We start from the raw sequence: 21,593 nt of genomic DNA on the forward strand, positions 1-21,593 counted from the left end.
TCTGATCTGCGCCACGTTTGGCTTCAAACATCAAGAGCGCTGCGCTTGCGCATGTCACCATTCCGTCGGCTCGGTTGCGCGGGTCGCGTGCTTCATGCATCGCGATTAACGAATCGAGAGTTCAAGTGAATCAGGGACGGAATAAAAATGAAACCCAATCGAGTACCTCGGCACTCCCGTGCCGCAGCGTCAGCCATTCTGGTGACCTCCTTGCTGGCCGCGTGCGGCGGCGGGAGCGACAACCGCGGACCAGCTGCTTCGAGCAATCCTTCTGGCAGCGGCACGAGTGCCGGCAGCGTCAGCAGCGGCAACGGTGGCAGCGAAGCCACGCTGCAAAAGGAGCAGGGCGGGTCTTCGCGAACCGAAAGCGCCATTGCCGGTTCTGAAGGCGTCGCCAGCAGCATCGAGAGCCCGTCGGCAGAAAGCGACGATGTCACCACCCGCAAGGAGCCCGTTGGCAGATCGCCCGAGGGCGACATGCTGGACAACGTTTCCAATTGGCTCGCCGAGCATCTTTGGGCGGCGCCCATCGAGCCGGCCGTGCAGTCGAGCCGTGGGCCTTCCCTGCGGATGGCCGTCGTTCCCAGCTATGGCCCGCAAGCCGCCACTCAGGGCGCTTGGACCACTCCCCGAAGCTGGCCATTGATCGCCATCCACGCGTCGTTGATGCCCGACGGTCGGGTCGCGACCTACGGCACCAACGCCAACGGTCAGCAGACCGGCCGGTTCATCTATGACCTCTGGGATTCCGACGCGGCAGATCTCGACGTCGGCCACATGACGTTGCCCAACACGACCAGCACAGACTTGTTCTGCAATGCGCAGACCTTGATTCCCGGCGCGGGCGAACTCTTCCTCGCCGGCGGCGACAACTTTGTCAACGGCCATACCACCAACTCGGGCAACAACAACTCGGTCATTCTTTCGAGCAGCGCCAAGACACTGCGCCCGGGAAACAACCTGAACCGCCCACGCTGGTACGGCACGGTGACGACCATGGCCGATTCGCGCATTTTCATCAATGGCGGCAGCGGTGGCACCGACCGGCCGGAAGTGCGGGAGAAGAACGGCACCTTTACCTTTCTGAACGGTGCGGACACCACCCCGTTCGACTATTTCTACCCGCGCAACTTCCTCACGTCGGACAACCGAATCTTCGGATTCGATGTCGTCGGTCGGTCCTACACGATCGATCCGCGTGACGGTGGCTATGTACAGCGCCAGACGAATCTGGTGTCCGATTTCGTGTCCAGCGCTTCCGGCGCCGCGATGTACACGCCGGGCGAGGTTCTGCAGGTGGGGGCGCAAACCAACCGGGTCATGAAAATCTCCATCAACAAGCCGACGCCGACGTTCGTCGAGGTGCCCAGGACGTCCACCAACCGGGTCTGGGGAACCGCAACCGTGCTTCCAGATGGCCGGGTGCTGATGACCGGCGGCAGTTCGCAGGACAACAAGCTCGTCAACGTCAACAACAGTGCCGAGCTTTGGAACCCGTCGACGGGCCAATGGACCCGCGGCGCCGTCGGCACGCACGCACGGCTCTATCACTCCATCGCGTTGCTCTTGCCCGATGCCACCGTGCTCGTGGCTGGCGGCGGTGCGCCCGGTCCGTTGACCAACACGAACGCGGAACGCTACATGCCTTCCTACCTGTTCGACAGCACCGGACGGGCCGCACCTCGGCCGCAGATCATCAGCGCAACCGAGACCGTCGCGCCAGGCCAGATGCTGACGATGGGCGTTGCTGGCGGCAACATGTCGCAGGTGGTGTTGATCCGCGCGGGTTCGGTGACGCACTCGGTCAGTTTCGACCAGCGTCGCATCGTGCTGGCACACCAGCAGACGGGAAGCACCATCACGGCGCACGTGCCGACCAACGGTGCGATCGTTCCGCCGGGCTACTACCTGCTGTTCGTGCTCGATGCCAACCGCGTGCCTTCGATGGCCAAGATCATCCAGGTGAACGAAGGCAATCCGCAGAACATCGGCGCGGACTGGACGGGAACCATCGGTGGCACCGGAGGAAGCCCCTTCACGCTTGAATGCAGCGCCGATGAGGCGTTGGTAGGCATTCATGGGTCGAGCGGCGCAGTCGTCGATCGCGTGGGGCCGCAATGCGTGCGCGTCGACGCTGCCGGGCGTTGGATGGGCGAGCCGGTCAACCGCGGTGCGGCGGGTGGCATTGGCGGTGGTGCGTTTGCGCGAACATGTGCCCGCAACTACGGTGTCACCGGCATGTCCGGCCGCTCGTCGAACCTGGTCTACAACCTCCAGATGTCTTGCAGCCCGTTGGTGACCATTCAGCAAACGAGCGGGATTCCGACGCCATTGGCATCCGTTGGCGGAGGCGGCGGCGTCCAGCGCGCCTTGCGGTCCTGCGGACTCGGCGGCGTTGGACGGGGCCTGTACGGCAGATCCGGTGGAATGGTCGACGCCGTCGGCCTCCTGTGCCGCAGCGAGGACCGCGCGAACGCGTTCCCGTTCTTTGCCACGTCGAACACGATCACGCATGGCGCCGCCGGCGGTGAACCCGGACCCGCCTTCAGCCTTTCCTGCCAAAGCGACGAAGTTCTGGCGGGGGTGAGTGGCGCCGCTGGCTGGGTGCTGGATCGGCTGAGTCCGCTGTGCGTGAAGGTCGATGCCGAGGGCAAGTGGACCTCCGACCCGATGGCACGCGGCGCCGCGGGTAGCCTGAACGGCAACATGGTGGCGCGTCTTTGCCCAAGCGGGCAGGCCGTCAGCGGCTTTGTCAGTCGGAGCGGATGGCTCGTCGACCGTCTCGCGCCGACGTGCCAGCCGCTCGTATCCGCGGGACGGGTGAGCGGCGCCACGACTGTTCTGGCTGGGTTCGGCGGCAATGGGGGCGGCGAAAACCCCGGCGTCGTTTGCGATTCCGGTCGGCCCGCTCACGGCGTCATCGGGCGCGCCAATGGCGCGGTGAGTTCCATCGGCCTGACCTGCCGAGGCGACTAGGCCCTGTCGGCCAAGCGCTGCCGCGCCCGAGCGGCGCAGGAGGTGCGGGCCTAGCCCGCCGCCTCCAGGCCGTTGGCGAAATGCAGTCGCATCTGCTGCGCCGCGGCCTTCGGGTCGCGCGCCTTGAGCGCGGCCATCAGCGCCCGATGCTCAGCCAGTGATTCCTCGATCCGCCCGCTTTTGAGCAGCGAATTCTGGCGGTTGAGCTTCATGACCTTGCGCAGGTCCGCCACCATCTGGTCGCGCCAGCGGTTGTCGGCCAGCGCCAGCAGCTTCATGTGAAAGCGCTCGTTGATGCCGAAGAACAGGTCGCGGTCCACATGGCCGGGCCGAGCGGCCGATTCCAGTTCGGCGTGGATGGCTTCCAGATCGACCATCTGCGCGTCGGTGGCGCGTTCGGCCGTCACCGCGGCGGCGTCGCTCTCGAGCAGGCTGAGCAGGTGATAGACGTCGGCGAGGTCTTTGTCTGAAACCTCGGTGACGTAGGCGCCGCGCCGCACCTTCATGGTCACCAGCCCCTCGGTCGCCAGCACCTTCAAAGCTTCTCGCAGAGGCGTTCGGCTGATGCCGTATTCCTCGGCCAGCTTCAGCTCGTCGATCCAGCTTCCGGGCTCCAGCTCGCGGCTGAAGATGCGCTGGCGCAGCAACTCCGCCACTTCTTCATAGAGCGCTCGTGGGGCAAGGGTGAGGGCAGACATCGACGAATTGTATGTCATTCGAAACTATGAATTTATAATTATGTTTGAGATAGACTACGGCTTGCCGCCGGAATGGTCAAAACTCCGCGCAAACCCCAAACACCTTTTTGCCGCCTGAGCGCGGGCCCGTGTCATGAGCAAATCCGAACCGCAATTTCAATCCGCCAGCCTCGACGACTGGACCAAGGCCGCGGCCAAGTCCGCACCGGGCGGCAACGTGGAGGCGCTCAACTGGGTCACGCCCGACGGCATATCGGTCAAGCCGCTCTACACCTGCGCCGACCTCGAAGGCTTGAAGTACGCAGACACGCTGCCCGGCTTCGAGCCCTACCTGCGCGGGCCGCAGGCCACCATGTATTCGGTGCGCCCGTGGACGATCCGACAGTACGCCGGCTTCTCCACCGCCGAGGAATCCAACGCCTTCTATCGCAAGGCGCTGGCGGCGGGCGGTCAGGGCGTGTCGGTGGCCTTCGACCTGGCCACCCACCGCGGCTACGACAGCGACCACCCGCGCGTGACCGGCGACGTCGGCAAGGCGGGCGTGGCGATCGACAGCGTCGAAGACATGAAGATCCTGTTCGACGGCATTCCGCTGGACAAGGTGAGCGTCTCCATGACCATGAACGGCGCTGTGCTGCCGGTGCTGGCCGGCTATGTGGTCGCGGCCGAGGAGCAGGGCGTTTCGCAGGAACAGCTGTCGGGGACCATCCAGAACGACATCCTCAAGGAGTTCATGGTCCGCAACACCTACATCTACCCGCCCGAGCCCAGCATGCGGATCGTGGGCGACATCATCGAGTACACCTCGCGCCACATGCCGAAGTTCAACTCGATCTCCATCTCCGGCTATCACATGCAGGAAGCCGGCGCCAACCAGGCGCTGGAGCTCGCTTTCACGCTGGCCGATGGCCGGGAGTATGTGAAGACGGCCCTGGCCAAGGGCCTGGACGTGGACGACTTCGCCGGACGCCTGTCGTTCTTCTGGGCGATCGGCATGAACTTCTATCTCGAAGTGGCCAAGATGCGCGCCGCGCGCCTCCTGTGGTGCCGCATCATGAAGGAGTTCAACCCCAAGAAGGCCAAGAGCCTGATGCTGCGCACGCACTGCCAGACCTCGGGCTGGTCGCTCACCGAGCAGGACCCGTACAACAACGTCGTGCGCACCACCATCGAAGCCATGGCCGCGGTGTTCGGCGGCACGCAGAGCCTGCACACCAACGCGCTGGACGAGGCCATCGCGCTGCCGTCCGAGTTCTCGGCCCGCATCGCGCGAAACACGCAGCTCATCATCCAGGAAGAGACCCACATCACCAACGTGATCGATCCCTGGGCGGGCAGCTACATGATGGAACGCCTGACGCAGGACATGGCGGACAAGGCCTGGGAGATCATCCAGGAAGTCGAAGCCATGGGCGGCATGACCAAGGCCGTCGATTCGGGCTGGGCCAAGCTCAAGATCGAGGCGGCCGCGGCCGAGAAGCAGGCGCGCATCGATTCCGGGCAGGACGTGATCGTCGGGGTCAACAAGTACAAGCTCAAGAGCGAAGACGCGGTCGACACCCTGGAAGTCGACAACATGAAGGTGCGCGATCAGCAGGTCGAGCGCCTCAGGAAAATCCGGGCGACGCGCGACGATGCCAAGGTTCGCGGTGCGCTCGATGCGCTGACGGAGGCCGCCGACAGCGGCACTGGCAACCTGCTGGGTTTGGCCATCGACGCCATCCGCTTGCGCGCCACCGTGGGCGAAGTCTCCGACGCATTGGAAAAGACATTCGGCCGCCATCGGGCCGACACGCAAAAGGTGACCGGTGTGTACGCTGCCGCTTATGACTCGGCCGAAGGCTGGGAACAACTCAAGAAAGAGATCGACGAGTTCGCCGAGGCGCAGGGCCGCCGGCCGCGCGTGATGATCTCCAAGCTGGGCCAGGACGGCCACGACCGCGGCGCCAAGGTGGTGGCCACGGCCTTCGCCGACCTGGGCTTCGACGTGGACATGGGGCCGCTGTTCCAGACGCCGGAGGAATGCGCGCGACAGGCGATCGAGAACGACGTTCATGCCGTCGGTGTCTCGACCCTGGCGGCCGGCCACAAGACCCTGGTGCCGGCGATCATTGCCGAGCTCAAGAAGCAGGGTGCCGACGACATCATCGTGTTCGTCGGCGGCGTGATTCCACGGCAGGACTACGACTTCCTCTACGAGGCCGGCGTCAAGGGCATCTACGGGCCGGGTACCCCGATCCCCGCAAGTGCCAAGGACGTGCTGGAGCAGATCCGCAGCGCCACGGCGGCCTGAGGTGGCGAAAGCTCCCGTCACCTTCGAGTCGATCGTCGGCACCGAAGGGCTGCCGCAGCGCCGCGCCATTGCCAAGGCGATCACGCTGCTCGAATCGACGCGCGAGGACCATCGTGCGCAGGCCGACGAACTGCTCACGGCCTTGCTGCCGCGCACCGGCCAGTCGTTCCGGCTGGGCATCTCCGGCGTGCCCGGCGTGGGCAAGTCGACCTTCATCGAAACGCTCGGCCTGTTCCTGATCGAGCGTGGGCATCGCGTGGCGGTGTTGACGATCGATCCGTCGTCCAGCGTCTCGGGTGGCTCCATCCTGGGCGACAAGACACGCATGGAGCGGCTGTCGGTGCATGAGCGGGCCTACATCCGCCCCAGCCCATCGAGCGGCACGCTGGGCGGCGTGGCCGAGAAGACGCGCGAAGCCATGCTCGTGTGCGAGGCTGCCGGCTACGACATCGTCATCGTCGAGACCGTGGGCGTCGGCCAGTCCGAAACCGCCGTCTCGGGCATGACCGACATGTTCGTCCTGCTGCAACTGCCCAATGCCGGCGACGACCTGCAGGCCATCAAGAAGGGCGTGATGGAGCTGGCCGACCTGGTCGTCATCAACAAGGCCGACCTCGACAAAGATGCCGCCACGCGCGCCCAGGCGCAGATCACGTCGGCCCTGCGCCTGTTCGGCCATCAGGGACATCCGGACCATGCATCGATGGCGCGCGATGCCCATGGCCAGGTGCTGGCGCAGTGGGTGCCGCAGGTGCTGCAGATCAGCGCGCTGGGCGGTGTCGGCATCGATGCGTTCTGGCAGGCCGTGTCGCGCTTTCGAGAACTCCAGACGGCCAACGGCCGGCTGGCCTTGCGTCGCCAGAAGCAGGCGCTGGCATGGATGTGGGAACGCATCGACGCGGGCCTCAAGCAGGCGTTTCGCCATCACCCGCAGGTGCGAGAGCTGCTCCCGCAGATGGTCGAGCAGGTGAGCCACGGAAAACTTCCCGCATCGACAGCGGCGCGCAGCCTGCTGTCGGCGGCGCGCACGGGCTGAGCGGCTATCCAGCAAGCCCTCCAACATTTCATCTCCATCTCTCATCGCAGAAAGACAACCATGCAAGACTTGATCGACGAACTCGAGCGGCGGCGCGAACAGGCCCGCCAGGGGGGCGGCCAGAAGCGCATCGACGCGCAGCACGGCAAAGGCAAGCTCACCGCCCGCGAGCGCATCGAGCTGCTGCTGGACGACAACACCTTCGAAGAGTGGGACATGTTCGTCGAGCATCGCTGCACCGATTTCGGCATGGAGGACAACAAGATCCCCGGCGACGGCGTGGTGACCGGCTACGGCATGATCAACGGCCGCCTGGTGTTCGTGTTCTCGCAGGACTTCACCGTGTTCGGCGGCGCGCTCTCCGAGGCGCATGCCGAGAAGATCTGCAAGGTGATGGACCAGGCCATGAAGGTCGGCGCACCCGTGATCGGCCTGAACGACTCCGGCGGCGCACGCATCCAGGAAGGCGTGGCGTCGCTGGGTGGCTATGCCGAGGTGTTCCAGCGCAACGTGATGGCCTCCGGCGTCGTGCCGCAGATCAGCATGATCATGGGCCCTTGCGCGGGCGGCGCCGTGTATTCGCCGGCCATGACCGACTTCATCTTCATGGTCAAGGACAGCTCCTACATGTTCGTCACCGGCCCCGAGGTCGTGAAGACAGTCACGCACGAGGAAGTGACGGCCGAGGAGCTGGGTGGTGCCTCCACCCACACCAGCAAGAGCGGCGTGGCCGACATGGCCTTCGAGAACGACGTCGAAGCCATCATGATGCTGCGGCGCCTGTACAACTACCTGCCGCTCAACAACCGCGAGAAGCCGCCAGTGCGCCCCAGCGGCGATCCGGCCGATCGCCCGGAGATGTCGCTCGACACGCTGGTGCCGGAGAACCCGAACAAGCCCTACGACATGAAGGAACTCATCGTCAAGGTGGTGGACGATGGCGAGTTCTTCGAGTTGCAGCCCGACTACGCGAAGAACATCGTGATCGGTTTCGGCCGCATGGACGGCCAGACGGTCGGCATCGTGGCCAACCAGCCGCTGGTGTTGGCCGGATGCCTGGACATCAAGAGCTCCATCAAGGCCGCGCGCTTCGTGCGCTTCTGCGACGCGTTCAACATTCCGGTCGTCACGTTCGTCGACGTGCCCGGCTTCATGCCCGGCACGAGCCAGGAGTACGGCGGCATCATCAAGCACGGCGCCAAGCTGCTCTACGCGTATGCCGAAGCCACGGTGCCCAAGATCACCGTCATCACCCGCAAGGCCTATGGCGGCGCCTACGACGTGATGGCCTCCAAGCACTTGCGCGGCGACGTCAACCTGGCATGGCCGCGGGCCGAGATCGCGGTGATGGGCGCCAAGGGCGCGGTGGAGATCATCTTCCGCCAGGACAAGGACGACCCAGCCAAGCTGGCCGCGCGCGAGGCCGAATACAAGGCGCGCTTTGCCAACCCCTTCGTCGCCGGCGCGCGCGGCTACATCGACGACGTGATCCTGCCGCACGAGACGCGCAAGCGCATCTGCCGCTCGCTGGTCATGCTGCGCGACAAGAAGCTCGACAACCCCTGGCGCAAGCACGGAAACATTCCGCTTTGAGCACGCAAAGGAGCGACGTCATGTCCCTTGATCTTTACTACCACCCGTATTCCCGCGCGGCGGGAACGCTCTGGGCGCTCGAAGAGGTCGGCGTGCCCTACAAGCTGAAGGTCGTCGACATCATGAAAGGCGAGCAGAAGGGGCCGGAGCTTGTGGCCCTCAATCCCATGGGCAAGTTGCCCACCCTGGTCGATGGCGGTGTCGTCATTACGGAGGGGGCTGCAATCGCGCTGTATCTGGCCGACCGCTATGCGGCCGGGAGGCTGGCCCCGGCGCTCGATGCGCCCGAGCGCGGGACCTACCTGCGCTGGGCGTTCTTCGCGCCGAGCGTTGTCGAGCCTGCCGTCATGGCCAAGAACTCCGGCTGGGAGGTCAAGGAGATCTCTGCAGGCTGGGGCAATCACGCCTCCATGCTGGCTGCCGCAGACAGCGCGATCGCAGGCAGGCAGTTCGTCCTGGGCGACGAGTTCTCGATGGCCGATGTGGTGCTGGGCGGGCTGCTGCGCTTTCTGATCGGCTTCAAGCAGATCGACGCGACCCCGACGTTCTCGGCCTACGTCGAACGGCTCGAAGCGCGGCCGGCCCTTCAACGCGCCGAAGCGCGCAACCAGGCGATGCGCCAGGAACTCGGGCTCCAGTGAGCGGCCCGGTACGGAGAAAACCAATGTTCAAGAAAATCCTGATCGCCAACCGCGGCGAAATCGCCTGCCGAGTCATCCAGACGGCTCGCAAGATGGGCATCAAGACGGTGGCCGTGTATTCCGATGCCGACAAGGAATCGCGCCACGTCGAGTTGGCCGACGAGGCCGTGCACATCGGCGCCGCGCCGTCGCGCGAGAGCTACCTGCAGATGGACCGCATCATCGAGGCCTGCAAGAAGACGGGCGCCGAGGCGGTGCACCCGGGCTACGGCTTCCTGTCCGAGAACGAAGCCTTCGCACGCAAGGTGGAAGAAGAGGGCATTGCCTTCATCGGCCCCAAGCACTATTCGATTGCCGCCATGGGCGACAAGATCGCCTCCAAGAAGCTCGCCGGCGAAGCCAAGGTCAACACCATTCCGGGCTGGAACGACGCCATCGAGTCGCCCGAGCAGGCGGTGCAGATCGCCAAGGACATCGGCTATCCGGTGATGATCAAGGCCAGCGCCGGTGGCGGCGGCAAGGGCCTGCGCGTGGCCTTCAACGACAAGGAAGCGTTCGAGGGCTTCTCGTCCTGCCAGAACGAGGCGCGCAACAGCTTCGGCGATGACCGGGTCTTCATCGAGAAATTCGTCGAAGAGCCGCGTCACATCGAGATCCAGGTGCTGGGCGATTCGCACGGCAACGTCATCTACCTGAACGAGCGCGAGTGCTCCATCCAGCGCCGGCACCAGAAGGTGATCGAGGAAGCGCCGTCGCCCTTCATCAGCGAGGAAACACGCAAGGCCATGGGTGAGCAGGCCGTCGCGCTCGCGAAGGCCGTCAAGTACCAAAGTGCGGGTACGGTGGAGTTCGTGGTCGGCAAGGACCAGGGCTTCTACTTCCTGGAGATGAACACCCGCCTGCAGGTGGAACACCCGGTCACCGAGTGCATCACCGGCCTGGATCTGGTCGAGTTGATGATCCGCGTGGCGGCTGGCGAGAAGCTGCCGCTTGCGCAGGCGGACGTCAAGCGCAACGGCTGGGCGATCGAGTGCCGCATCAATGCGGAAGATCCGTTCCGCAACTTCCTGCCTTCCACCGGACGGCTGGTCCGCTTCCAGCCGCCGAAGGAAAGCATGTTCGCCGGCGACACCGAGCATCTCTATGGCGTGCGCGTGGACACGGGCGTTTTCGACGGCGGCGAGATCCCGATGTACTACGACTCGATGATCGCCAAGCTGATCGTGCACGGCCGCGACCGTGCGCATGCCATCGCCCGCATGCGCGAGGCGCTCAATGGCTTCGTGATTCGCGGCGTGTCGAGCAACATTCCGTTCCAGGCCGCGCTGCTGTCGCATCCCAAATTTGTCGCAGGCGACTTCAACACCGGCTTTATCGCGGAGCACTATGCCGGCGGCTTCCACGCCGAGGATGTGCCGCACCGCGAGCCCGGCTTCCTGATTGCGCTGGCGGCCTTCATGAACCGGCGCTACCGTGCCCGCGCTTCTCGCATCAGCGGCCAGCTCGAAGGCCATGGCGTGAAGATCGGCGAGCAGTTCGTCGTCGTCACGCAGGATGCCGACGGCACCCAGCACCACCACGACGTCTCGGTCACCGACTACGAGGTGGGCAGCGGCTCCAGTGCCGTCACGGTCGATGGCAAGACCTACCAGATGAGCACGCGCGCGCCGATCGGCGCCGTGAGCGTGCAGGGCCACGTGGATGGGCAGCCGTTCGTCGCGCAAGTGGAACGTGGCGCTGGCAAGAACCCGCTGGCGCTGCGCATCTCGCACGACGGCGCGCAGATCGAGGCGACGGTGTTGTCGCCGCTCGGAGCCAGGCTGCTCAAGCTCATGCCCTTCAAGGCGCCGCCGGATCTGTCCAAGTTCCTCATGTCGCCGATGCCGGGCCTGCTGGTGGACGTGGCGGTTCAGCCCGGCCAGAAGGTGATGGCGGGCGAGAAGCTCGCCGTCATCGAAGCCATGAAGATGGAGAACGTGCTCTTCGCGGCTCAGGACGGCGTGGTGGCCAAGGTGGTTGCGAGCAAGGGCGAGTCCCTCGCGGTCGACCAGGTGATCGTGGAGTTCGAATGAGCGAGGCAGTTGCGCACGTGGCCCCTGTCAAGCTGCACCGCCCCGCGCCGGTGGCCACGCCTGTCGCGCAGCGGTGGTCCGTGGAAGCGCTTCAGATGCTGCTCGACAAGCCGCTGATGGATCTGTTGTTCCAGGCGCAGGTGGTGCATCGCGAGCATTGGCCCGCAGGCGACATCGAACTGGCAACGCTGCTGTCGGTGAAAACCGGCGGATGCCCCGAGAACTGCGGCTACTGCCCGCAGTCGGCCGAGTTCGACACCGGCGTGAAGGCGCAGAAGCTCATGGAGGTCGACGAAGTCGTGCGCGCCGCCCAGGCGGCCAAGGATGCGGGCGCATCGCGTTTTTGCATGGGTGCGGCCTGGCGTGCGCCCAAGGATCGCGACATCGAGAAAGTGGCTGAGCTCGTCGAAGCCGTCAAGGGCCTCGGCCTGCAGACTTGCGCCACCCTGGGCATGCTGGAATCGCACCAGGCCCAGGCGCTCAAGGACGCAGGCCTGGACTACTACAACCACAACCTGGACACCGCGCCCGAGTACTACACCGACGTGGTCGATACGCGCACTTACCAGGACCGGCTCGACACGCTGGCTCACGTGCGCGCTGCCGGGATCAGCGTGTGTTGCGGCGGCATCGTGGGCATGGGCGAGACGCCCGCGCATCGCGCCGGGCTCATCGCGCAATTGGCCAACCTCGATCCGTACCCCGAGTCGGTGCCCATCAACAGCCTGGTGCGCGTGCCGGGCACACCGCTCGCCGACAGTGACCCCATCGACCCGCTCGACTTCGTGCGCGTGATTGCCGTGGCCCGCATCACCATGCCCAAGGCGCGCGTGCGCCTGTCGGCAGGTCGCCAGCAACTGGGTGAGGCCGTGCAGGCGCTGTGCTTCATGGCCGGGGCCAACTCGATCTTCTACGGCGACAAGCTCCTCGTGACCGGCAACCCCGACGTAGAAGCCGATGCGCAGCTGCTCGCCAAGCTCGGCCTGCCGTCGACGGCCACGGTCACTTCAGAGGCCACGCCATCACATCAAGGATGCTGCTGAGATGAACGCAACCGAAACTCCACGTCCCTTCAAGGTCTTGGGCGTGCAGCAGATCGCCATCGGCGGCCCCGACAAGCTGCGCCTTCGCAAGCTCTGGGTCGACATGCTCGGCCTGGCAGTGACCGGCAATTTCCGCAGCGAGCGCGAGAACGTCGACGAGGACATCTGCGCCATCGGCGAGGGCCCGTTCAAGGTCGAGGTCGATCTGATGCAGCCGCTCGATCCCGAAAAGAAGCCTGCCGTGCACACCACGCCGCTCAATCACATCGGCCTGTGGATCGACGATCTTCCCGTGGCCGTCGAGTGGCTGACGGCGCATGGCGTGCGTTTTGCGCCCGGCGGCATCCGCAAGGGTGCGGCTGGCTTCGACATCTGCTTCCTGCACCCCAAGGCCAGCGACGAGTTTCCGATCGCCGGCGAGGGCGTGCTGGTCGAACTGGTGCAGGCGCCGCCGGAAGTGGTCAAGGCATTCGCAGCGCTGGCGGGCAGCAGCCCTGTCGCCCTGAACTGACTCTGCCATCGCGCCGCGCCACCAGCGGGCGCTGCGTGGGCTCAGGCCAGGATCAGGACCACCGCGAAGAGCACTGCGCCGATGCAGAACGGCCAGAAGCGGCCTTCGCGGTCGTCGGGCAGTTCGGCGCGCAGGCTGGTGATGACCACCCCGCCGGCCAGCACGGCGAACATGCGTGCGAACGCAACTTCCGACAGCGTGACGAGCATGCCCAGGCCCAGTCCCACCAGCACGCTGGCGCAGAGCAGCCAGCGCCCATGCCGAAGGTAGGCCGCGCCATGCTCCTCGCTGAGCGAGTGGTTCACCACGATGAAGTGAACCGCCATGGCCGCCACATACACCGCCAGCGCCACGTCGCCGCGCTCGGCCCGTTCGACGAGCAGGTAGCCGATCAGGGCGCAGTAGGCGGCAAAGCCACCCAGGTGCAGCCAGTAGACGCCGTCAGCTTCGTCATGCGATGGCTTGCCTTCGGCGCGGGCGTTGCCGCGCTGCGAGAGCACCAGATGCTCCAGGCCGTAGAAGAAGACAAAGGAGAGCAGGGCCAGGAAGTAGATGCGCTGGTCGGCATAGAGCGCGTTCGAGATGGAGGACGCGATGGCCTCGTTCTGGGCGGCCAGTTCGGGCAGCACGTCGACGAACACATACGACACCGAAACGCCGGCGGCCGCGGAGATCCACTTTCTGTGATGCCAGAACTGTTCGAGCAGGCGCTGACCGCCGAGCGCGAAGACGGCGGACAGGATCAGCGCGGCGATCAGGGCGGCAAGGTCGATGTTCATGCTCGGCGGCGAGGCACTGTGCCTGCCGCGCCCCAGGGTACGCGCCGCCGGCCATCTTCGCCAGCCCCAGGCGGAAGGCCCTCAGGCATTGAGCACCTTGCGGATCGGCGGCTTCACATCCTTGCGCTGCGCCGGCAGCATGGGCTGATGCTCGCGTGCCGGATTCAGGATGATGCAGGTCGCCGTCTCGGTGAGGATGCAGAATTTGGTGACCACGGCATCCAGGTGCGCCACGTCGATCACGGCGATCTCCAGGATCCAGCTGTCGTCGCCCGTCACGTTGTAGGCATTGATGCATTCCGGCGTTTCGCGCACCAGCTTGACGACGCGGGCGTATTCGGCGCGGCCCACGCGAACGATCGCGCGGATCGCATAGCCCAACTGCCCCAGGTCCACCGTGGCGCGGTAGCCGGTGATGACGCCGGCCGAATCCAGCTTGCGGACGCGCTCGGTCACCGCGGGCTGGCTCAGGTGCACGCGCCGGCCCAGTTCGGCCATGGTGAGCCGCGCATCGGCCTGCAGTTCCGACAGGATGCGGGTGTCGTAGCTGTCGAGTTCAAGGGCTAAGGCCACGGCGGTGAATCTCCTTTGAATTGAAGGTCAGGCGCTTGCCGAGCCTGCATTTGCGCATGGCTCGGCGCACGGTGCCTTCATACCATGAGGGCATGTCTTCGCCAACTACTCTCGTCGCTTCCAAGGCCCGGGCGCCGCAATCGCCTCGGTCATCGGGCCGCCTGGGCCTGTCGCCCCTTCTGTGGCTTTGCCTCGCCGCCACCTGGCTGGTGTGGGGTTCGACCTATCTGGCCATCAAGGTGGCACTGACGAGCTTTCCGCCGTTCTTGCAGATGGGTTCGCGCTTCCTGGTGGCCGGCGCGTTGCTCGCCGCCTGGATGCGCTGGCGCGGCGCGCCTTGGCCGAACCGCCGCCAGTGGCTGCACGCCTGGGTGATCGGCGCGCTGATGCTGGGCGGCGGCATGGGCGGCGTGGCCCATGCGGAACTGACGGTGGGCTCCGGTTTGGTGGTCGCCTTCATCGCCGTGCTGCCGATGATGATCGCGCTGCTCAATCGCCTGTGGGGCATCCGGCCTTCGCGCCTCGAAACGGCGGGCATCGTCGTCGGCTTGATCGGGGTGCTGCTGCTCACGCAGGGCAGCGGCTTCCAGGCTTCGCCGGCGGGGCTGCTGGCCATCTGCATCGCCTGTGCGGCGTGGTCCCTGGGCAGCGTGCTCAGCCAGCGCAGCCTGCCGCTGGCCTCCGGCGCCATGGGCTTTGCCAGCGAGATGCTTTGCGGCGGCGTGGTGCTGATGCTGCTCGCCGCCGCCAGCGGCGAGCGCCTGCAGTGGCCATTCGCCATCGAGGCCGTCGGGGCCTGGATCTACCTGGTGGTGTTCGGCTCGCTCGTGGCCTTCAATGCCTACATGGTGCTGCTGGCGCGTGCGCCTGCCGGCCTGGCCGCAAGCTATTCGTTCGTCAATCCAGTGATTGCGATGCTGCTGGGCATGTGGCTGGGCGGCGAGACGGTGACTCGCTTCGAATGGCTGGCGGTTGGCGTGGTGCTGGCGGGCGTGATGCTGCTCCTGGCCAATCACGCGCGCCCGCCGACTCCGCCCGACGCGCAGCGCTGAGCCGAGGCGAGTCGAGGCGTCAGAGCGTCTCGCTCGCCTCGAAGTCGAGCTCCACCTTGGCGCCGCTCGGGTCGTGGCTGAACAGCTGCCAGGTGCCCGATCCCTTCTGCTGGCGCAGGTCGTACTTCCAGCCGCGTGCGTCGAAGCGTGCCTTGGTTTCCTTCAAGCCACGCGCGGTAAAGGCCATGTGGTCGATCACGCCGGCCACGCCCGGCGGAATGGGCCGGTCCGCATACACGTGCAGGATGGCGCGCCCCTCGGCGTAGAGCCAGGCGCCGTCAAAGCCGAGGTCCGGCCGCGGGCCGGGCTGCAGTCCGATCAGTTCCACGTAGTAGTCGAGCGTGGATTCGAGGTTCTCGGTGATGACGGTGAAGTGGTTCGGTCCGACGATCATGGTTGGCGTCCTTGGGGCATGTGGAGCTCAGGCAAGCAGGACCAGGGGCCCCGCGCTGCCGCGTGATTCGAGTCGCTCGTGCGCCCGGGCGGCGGCGTCGAGCGCAAAGCGTTCGATGGGCGGCACGCGGATGCGGCCTTCGGCCAGGGCGCGCCACAGTCGCTGGGCGCGCTCCGAGAGCTGAGCGCGCGTGGCCACGTAGTCGAAGACCACCGGCCGCGAGAAGGTGGCCGACTTGGCCAGCAGCGCATCGGGGTCGATCGGCGCCAGCGGACCGCTGGCCTGGCCCAGGTTCACCCAATGGCCGCACCGGGCCAGGGCGGCGAGGTTTTCCTCGCGCGCGGCTTCGCCCAGGCCGTCGATGATCAGGTCGGCGCCGTCGCCGAAATGCTGGCGCGCGGCTTGCGCAAAGCGGTAGTCCGGCGAAACGATGACTTGCTCGCAGCCGAACTCGCGCGCGATGCGCGCCTTGGCTTCGCTGGACACCGTGCCCATCACCTGCGCGCCCAGGGCGCGGGCCCAACTGCTCACCAGCAGTCCGACACCGCCGGCGGCAGCATGCACCAGAACGCGCATGCCAGGACGAACACGGCCGAGGTCGTGCAGCAGGTAGTCGGCCGTCAGGCCCTTGAGCAACAGCGCGGCGGCCTGCTCGTCTTCGACCTCGGGCGGCAGACGCAGCACTTGTTCCGCGGGCACCGTGCGCAGGTTGCAATAGGCGCCCGGCTGGCCCCAGAGATACGCCACGCGGTCGCCGCTCAGCAGGCCGCTCACGCCCTCGCCGACGTCGAGCACCGTGCCCGCCGCCTCCATGCCGAGTGTTCCGGGCAAGGGGAACAGGCCGGGCAGCCAGCCTCGGCGCATGTAGACGTCAATGAAGTTCACACCCACCACGCGTTGCCGGATGCGCACCTGTCCCGGGCCTGGCGGCGGCGCTTCGCCATCGGCCGGCGTGAGGCGATCGGCGCCGCCGTACGACGACAAGCGGATCTGCCGCGCCGTGAGCGCTTCGCCGGTTGGGGCCGCGGCTTCGCGCGGCTGGGCGTGCCGCGCCCCGCCCAGAAGATGACGGCGCAGGTTGGCAAAGCCGGCTTCGTACACACCCTGCGCCACCATGTCGCGCAGTTCGCGCTCGCGGCCGGGGGGCGTGTCGAAGGTCGATTCCCAGTGCCAGAAGGTGCGGTTGCCGTCGGTCACCGGCTTGAGGGTGACGGTCGCGACGTATCGTTGCAGCGGGACCGTGGCCTCGACGATGCAGTAGGTGGACTTGTACTCGCTGTCGGACAGCGCGAGGAGCTGCTCGCGGATGTGGTTGCCGTCCTTGAGGGTGAAGTTGCGCACGCACCCCACTTGCGCGGACGATTCGCCGCCTTCGATGCGGCTTTGGTCCACCACGTCGTGCCATTGGTCATGGCTGTTGAAATCGCGCAGCACCGCCCACACGCGCTCGATCGGCGCGTCGATGACGGTGGAACGCACAACCCTTTGCAGCATGAGCCGGGAGCCTTCTCGTTCGGCGCCGCCTCAGCGACGCCCGCCGAAGTGGCGCTTGAGCGCGTCGAAGCCGCCCTGGAACACGCCGCCGCCAATCTGCTCCGACAGCGCGGCCGCACGCTCGTCGTCGCAATCGAACTCGGCGCTCCACTCGGCGAAGGTGCGCCCCCCGTCCGTCACCGGCGTGAGCTTGAGCGTGGCCACGTAGTTCTCGACGCCCATGGGGCTGTCGAGGATGGCGTAGGTGCAGCTGTACTCATAGTCCGACAGGGCCAGCAGCCGCTCGCGGATGGTGCCGCCGTCGCGGGTGTGGAAATGCCGCACACAGCCGATCTTGTCGGCCGGTTCGCTGTTCTCGATGCGGCTGTCGGCAATGCCCGGATGCCATTGCGGCAGGCCGTTGAAGTCGCGGACCCGGGCCCACACGGAATCCGCGCCCGCATCGATCACGCTGGAAACGTACACACGTACCATGCCGGGTGCTCCCTCTATTCCTTGCTGCCGCCGGCCTTGGCCTGCCCGGGTGGCAATGCGCTGGTCGCGCCGGAGGAGGCACCCACCAGGCGCTGAATGTCGCCGCCTTCCAGCCCGATCTCGCGCAGCAACTGGTCGACGATCGGGGCTTGCGCACGAAAGCGCAGCGCCGAGTTCACCACGTTGTCGGCAAAGCCCGCGTTGCCCATGTCGCCATGCGCGCCACCACCGCCGCCGCCAAGACCATCGACCTGGAGGATCTTGATGCCTTCGATGCGCTCCAGAGGTCGCACCGACTCGCGGATGATCGCCTCGGCTTTTTCGACCAGCTTGAGGCGCAGCGCGGAAGCACGGGCATCGTTGGACAGCACGTTCTGCGCCTCGTTCATCATCCGCACCGCCTCGGCCTCGATCTCGGCGCGCACGCGGTTGGCCATGGCCTTGATGCGTTCGGCGTCGGCATCGGCCTCGGCCTGCGCACGGACTGCCATGCCGCGGTCTTCGCTCGCCTGCCGCTCGGCCTGCGCCGCGGCCGTCAGGCGCAGCGACTCGCGTTCGGCGGCCTGAGCCGCACCGATCAGGTCGATGGACTTGCGGCGCTCGGCCACTTCGACTTCGCGGGCGGTGAAGACCTTTTCTTCGGCGGCCACGACGGCGGCCCGCGCCTGTTCCGCGGCGGCCTGCGCCTCGCTCTGTGCCTTGCTCTCGCGCGCCACGGCAATCGCGCGCTGCTGCTCGGCCAGCTCCAGCGCCTGGCGCCGTTCGATCTCTGCCGACTGCAAGGTGCGTTCCTTGGTGATGCGCTCCTGCTCCAGCGATTGCTCGGAGCGGATGCGCGCCGCTTCGATGGCCAGCTTGGCGGAGATCTGCACGCTCTCGGCATCCTGCTCGCGCTGGGCGCGTTCGCTGGTCAGTTCGGCACGCTGGCGGGCGCGGGCGATTTCCACTTCCCGCTGTTGCGACAGGCGCGCGTACTCGCTGTCGCGGTCGATCTCGAGCGACTGCTTCTCGGCCTCCAGATTCTTGTTGCGGATGGCCACCAGCGTGTCCTGCTCGACGTCGTTGCGCTGCTTCTTGCGCCGCTCGATCTGCTCGGTCAGGCGCGTCAGACCTTCGGCGTCGAAGGCATTGCTGGGGTTGAAGTACTCCATGCCGGTCTGGTCGAGCTGGGTGAGCGATGCGGCTTCCAGCTCCAGCCCGTTCTTGGTCAGGTCGCCCGCCACCGCCTGGCGCACCCGGTTGACGTAGCTGGCGCGTTGCTCGTGCAGCTCTTCCATCGTCATTTCGGCCGCGCCGGTACGCAGCGCATCGACGAACTTGCCTTCAAGCAGTTCCTTGAGCTGTTCCGGCTCCAGCGTGCGCTGGCCCAGGGTCTGCGCGGCGGCGGCCACGGCATCGGGTGCGGCGGCCACGCGCACGTAGAACTCGGCGATCACGTCCACGCGCATGCGGTCCTTGGTGATGAGCGCCTTCTCGCGCCCGCGTGCCACTTCGAGCCGCAACGTGTTCATGTTCACCGGGATCACGTCATGCACGATGGGCAGCACGAAGGCGCCGCCGTCGAGCACCACCTTCTGCCCGCCTAGGCCGGTGCGCACGAATGCGCGTTCCTTGCTGCTGCGCAGATACAGCCAATGCAGCAGCCAGACGGCGATCGCCACGATGATGGCGACGACGACCAGGCCAAGAATGAAGCTGCCGAATTGGGCGCCTGTCATGAGGGCTCTCCTTGGGAAGCGTGGATGGGTTGGATCTGCGTGAAGCGCCGCGTGGTTTCCGTCAACGCCATTTCGGTGGGCAGGCGCTCCATGGAGCTGGCGCCGTAAAAGCCGTGGCATTCCGGGCACTGGCCCAGAATCCATTGCGCGTCTTCGGGCGTGGCGATGGGACCGCCGTGGCACAGCACCAGCACCTGCGGGTTGATGCTGCGAGCGGCGTCGGCCCAGGCACGGATCGGCGCGACGCAATCCGCCAGCTTGAGCGCCGTCTCGGCACCGATCGATCCGCCGGTGGTCAGCCCCAGGTGGCACACGATGATGTCGGCGCCGGCGCGGGCCATCTGCCGGGCGTCGGCTTCGCTGAAGACGTAGGGCGTGGTGAGCAGGTCGAGCTTATGGGCGGCAGCGATCATCTGCACCTCCAGGCCATAGCTCATGCCAGTCTCTTCCAGGTTGGCGCGGAAGGTGCCGTCGATCAGTCCGACCGTCGGGAAGTTCTGGACGCCGGAGAAGCCGAGGTCGATCAGGCGGCGCAGAAAGCGCTCGGGCTCGATGAAGGGGTCGGTGCCGTTCACGCCGGCCAGCACCGGCGTCTTGCGCACCACGGGCAGCACTTCGCGCGCCATCTCGCACACGATCTCGTTGGCATTGCCGTAGGCCAGCAGGCCCGCGAGCGAGCCGCGCCCGGCCATGCGGTAGCGGCCGGAGTTGTAGATGACGATCAGGTCGATGCCACCGGCTTCCTCGCATTTGGCCGACAGGCCGGTGCCGGCGCCACCACCGATCAGGGGCCGGCCCGATGCCACCTTGGCGCGAAAGCGCGCCAGCAGTTCTTGTCTTGGAAATGCAGGCATGCGTTACCTCCTTGCGGCCTCGGCGCCGGCGCGGTGGGCGGGCGACGGCGCGATCTCGCGCCAGGCCGCCACCAGTGCCTCGGCAAAGGCTTCGTCGTTGATGTGCAGGGGAAGCCGCACCAGCCGGCGGTTGCCGCCGGCGCGGAATCCCGATTCGATGGCCGCGAACAGCGCGCGGTCGGCGTCCGGGTCGTGGAAGGGTTGTCCGGGGCGATCGATGGCCGACACCCCGCCTTCGGGAATGAGGAACCGCACCGGCCCTGCCATGGCATTGAGCTTGCGCGCGATGAAGGCGCCGATGGCGGTGCATTCCTCGGCGGTGGTGCGCATCAGCGTCACGCTGGGGTTGTGGCGGTACAGGCGCCGGCCGCGAAAGCGCTCGGGCACGTCGTCCCAGGCGCCGAAGTTCGCCATGTCCAGCGCGCCGCACGAACCGACGTAGGGCAGGGGGCGGCGCGCGAAGACGTCGAGCCGATCGGGGCCGGCGGAAAGCACACCGCCCACGATCTCGTCGGCCACCTCGGTGGTGGAGACATCGATCGCTCCGGCCAGCAGGCCGGAGTCGGCCAGCTTTTCCATCGACTGGCCACCGACGCCCGTGGCATGGAACACCAGGCAGTCGTAGTCGTCGGCCAGTTGCTTCGTCACGGCCTGCACGCACGGCGTGGTCACGCCGAACATGGTCAGGCCCAGGGCGCTCTTGCGCGTCTCCTGGCCCGACACCGGGTGCGTGACCATGCCGGCCAGCGCATGCGCCGCATTGGCCAGCACCTTCTCGCTGATGCGGTTGATGCCCTGCACGTCGGTCACCGAATACATCATGCAGATGTCGCTGGGGCCCACGTAGGCGCGCACGTCGCCGCTGGCCATGGTGCTGACCATCACCTTGGGGCATCCGATGGGCAGCGCCCGCATGGCGGGCGTGGCCAGCGCGGTGCCACCGGAGCCGCCGGCCGAGATCAACCCGCCCAGGTCGCGTCGCGTGAGTACGTAGCGCTCGAAGGCCATCGCCATCGCAGTGACCGCGCTGCCGCGGTCGCCGCTGAAGACCGCCGCTTCGCCGCCGGGATGGTGGCGCGCCACCTCGCGCGGATGCACGCTCGCGGGCGAGGGCTTGCCGCTGGTGGACAGATCGACCGTCACCACGCGAACGCCCAGCTTTTCCAGGCACTGGCGGAGGTAGGCCAGCTCGCGGCCCTTGGTGTCGAAGGTGCCGGCCACGTAGGCCGCGCGGTCGCTGCTGGTGGCAACGGGAAATTCGAGCACTTGGGCGGGCGCGGGCGCTGGCGCCGCGACCGGTGCGGGGGGCTGCGCCGGACGCATCGGCGCTCGCGCGATGTCCGTCACGGCTGCGCCGGTGTCGCCGGCATTCCAACGGTTCAGGCCCACCAC

Annotated in this window: 18 protein-coding genes; 9 read left to right on the plus strand and 9 right to left on the minus strand. The window is 66.6% G+C overall.

The genetic code is table 11. From position 1 onward, the window contains the following. Positions 1-201: 201 nt before the first annotated feature. Complete coding sequence (locus tag QTH91_RS05950) at positions 202-2,976, plus strand: galactose oxidase-like domain-containing protein (RefSeq protein ID WP_286659084.1); 2,775 nt, start codon at positions 202-204, stop codon at positions 2,974-2,976. Positions 2,977-3,026: 50 nt separating this feature from the next. Here QTH91_RS05950 and QTH91_RS05955 read toward each other — a convergent pair whose 3' ends face one another. Then, on the minus strand, positions 3,027-3,674 hold the full coding sequence (locus QTH91_RS05955) for a GntR family transcriptional regulator (protein WP_286659085.1): 648 nt from the start codon (positions 3,672-3,674) through the stop codon (positions 3,027-3,029). A 133-nt stretch (positions 3,675-3,807) separates the two neighbouring features. Here QTH91_RS05955 and scpA point away from each other — a divergent pair, with 133 nt between their 5' ends. Genes scpA through QTH91_RS05990 form a run of 7 tightly spaced genes read left to right on the plus strand, consistent with a single transcriptional unit; the run spans position 3,808 to position 12,863 of the window. Next, complete coding sequence (gene scpA, locus QTH91_RS05960) at positions 3,808-5,967, plus strand: methylmalonyl-CoA mutase (protein WP_286659086.1); 2,160 nt, start codon at positions 3,808-3,810, stop codon at positions 5,965-5,967. A gap of 1 nt (position 5,968) precedes the next feature. Then, on the plus strand, positions 5,969-7,003 hold the full coding sequence (gene meaB / locus QTH91_RS05965; RefSeq protein WP_286659087.1) for a methylmalonyl Co-A mutase-associated GTPase MeaB: 1,035 nt from the start codon (positions 5,969-5,971) through the stop codon (positions 7,001-7,003). 60 nt (positions 7,004-7,063) lie between these two features. Beyond that, the gene (locus tag QTH91_RS05970; RefSeq protein ID WP_286659088.1) at positions 7,064-8,596 is read left to right on the plus strand and encodes an acyl-CoA carboxylase subunit beta; all 1,533 of its coding nucleotides are present in this window, start codon (positions 7,064-7,066) and stop codon (positions 8,594-8,596) included. Positions 8,597-8,616: 20 nt separating this feature from the next. Beyond that, positions 8,617-9,237, plus strand: coding sequence for a glutathione S-transferase family protein (locus QTH91_RS05975; RefSeq protein WP_286659089.1), 621 nt, complete (start codon positions 8,617-8,619; stop codon positions 9,235-9,237). A 23-nt stretch (positions 9,238-9,260) separates the two neighbouring features. Continuing rightward, positions 9,261-11,309 (plus strand): acetyl-CoA carboxylase biotin carboxylase subunit, encoded by a 2,049-nt coding sequence (locus tag QTH91_RS05980; protein ID WP_286659090.1) that lies wholly within the window; start codon positions 9,261-9,263, stop codon positions 11,307-11,309. Next, entirely contained in the window at positions 11,306-12,352 is a 1,047-nt protein-coding gene (gene bioB, locus QTH91_RS05985) for a biotin synthase BioB (RefSeq protein WP_286659091.1), read from the plus strand. Before QTH91_RS05980 ends, bioB begins: the two co-directional genes overlap by 4 nt. Before the next feature lies 1 nt (position 12,353). Continuing rightward, positions 12,354-12,863: a VOC family protein gene (locus QTH91_RS05990; RefSeq protein WP_286659092.1), complete on the plus strand. Its 510-nt coding sequence runs from the start codon at positions 12,354-12,356 to the stop codon at positions 12,861-12,863. A 41-nt stretch (positions 12,864-12,904) separates the two neighbouring features. Here QTH91_RS05990 and QTH91_RS05995 read toward each other — a convergent pair whose 3' ends face one another. After that, positions 12,905-13,642: a hypothetical protein gene (locus tag QTH91_RS05995; RefSeq protein WP_286659093.1), complete on the minus strand. Its 738-nt coding sequence runs from the start codon at positions 13,640-13,642 to the stop codon at positions 12,905-12,907. Between the two features lie 81 nt (positions 13,643-13,723). After that, positions 13,724-14,215, minus strand: coding sequence for an Lrp/AsnC family transcriptional regulator (locus QTH91_RS06000; protein WP_286659094.1), 492 nt, complete (start codon positions 14,213-14,215; stop codon positions 13,724-13,726). A gap of 92 nt (positions 14,216-14,307) precedes the next feature. Here QTH91_RS06000 and yedA point away from each other — a divergent pair, with 92 nt between their 5' ends. After that, positions 14,308-15,267, plus strand: coding sequence for a drug/metabolite exporter YedA (gene yedA / locus QTH91_RS06005; protein WP_286659095.1), 960 nt, complete (start codon positions 14,308-14,310; stop codon positions 15,265-15,267). Positions 15,268-15,286: 19 nt separating this feature from the next. Here yedA and QTH91_RS06010 read toward each other — a convergent pair whose 3' ends face one another. The 6 genes from QTH91_RS06010 to QTH91_RS06035 are packed head-to-tail and all read right to left on the minus strand — an operon-like array spanning position 15,287 to position 21,467. After that, positions 15,287-15,661, minus strand: coding sequence for a VOC family protein (locus QTH91_RS06010; RefSeq protein WP_286659096.1), 375 nt, complete (start codon positions 15,659-15,661; stop codon positions 15,287-15,289). 27 nt (positions 15,662-15,688) lie between these two features. Then, on the minus strand, positions 15,689-17,155 hold the full coding sequence (locus QTH91_RS06015) for an SRPBCC family protein (protein WP_286659097.1): 1,467 nt from the start codon (positions 17,153-17,155) through the stop codon (positions 15,689-15,691). A gap of 30 nt (positions 17,156-17,185) precedes the next feature. Continuing rightward, positions 17,186-17,629 carry an SRPBCC family protein gene (locus QTH91_RS06020; protein ID WP_286659098.1) on the minus strand — a complete coding sequence of 148 codons (444 nt, stop codon included), beginning with the start codon at positions 17,627-17,629 and terminating at the stop codon, positions 17,186-17,188. Positions 17,630-17,643: 14 nt separating this feature from the next. Further along, positions 17,644-19,347 carry a flotillin family protein gene (locus tag QTH91_RS06025; RefSeq protein WP_286659099.1) on the minus strand — a complete coding sequence of 568 codons (1,704 nt, stop codon included), beginning with the start codon at positions 19,345-19,347 and terminating at the stop codon, positions 17,644-17,646. Continuing rightward, the gene (locus QTH91_RS06030) at positions 19,344-20,201 is read right to left on the minus strand and encodes a phosphoenolpyruvate hydrolase family protein (RefSeq protein ID WP_286659100.1); all 858 of its coding nucleotides are present in this window, start codon (positions 20,199-20,201) and stop codon (positions 19,344-19,346) included. The genes QTH91_RS06025 and QTH91_RS06030 overlap by 4 nt, the downstream gene beginning before the upstream one ends. 3 nt (positions 20,202-20,204) lie before the next feature. Next, on the minus strand, positions 20,205-21,467 hold the full coding sequence (locus QTH91_RS06035) for a Tm-1-like ATP-binding domain-containing protein (RefSeq protein ID WP_286659631.1): 1,263 nt from the start codon (positions 21,465-21,467) through the stop codon (positions 20,205-20,207). Positions 21,468-21,593: the final 126 nt, after the last annotated feature.

Origin of the sequence: Variovorax dokdonensis, from assembly GCF_030316895.1 — a bacterium.
Classification (GTDB): Bacteria; Pseudomonadota; Gammaproteobacteria; order Burkholderiales; family Burkholderiaceae_C; genus Variovorax; species Variovorax dokdonensis.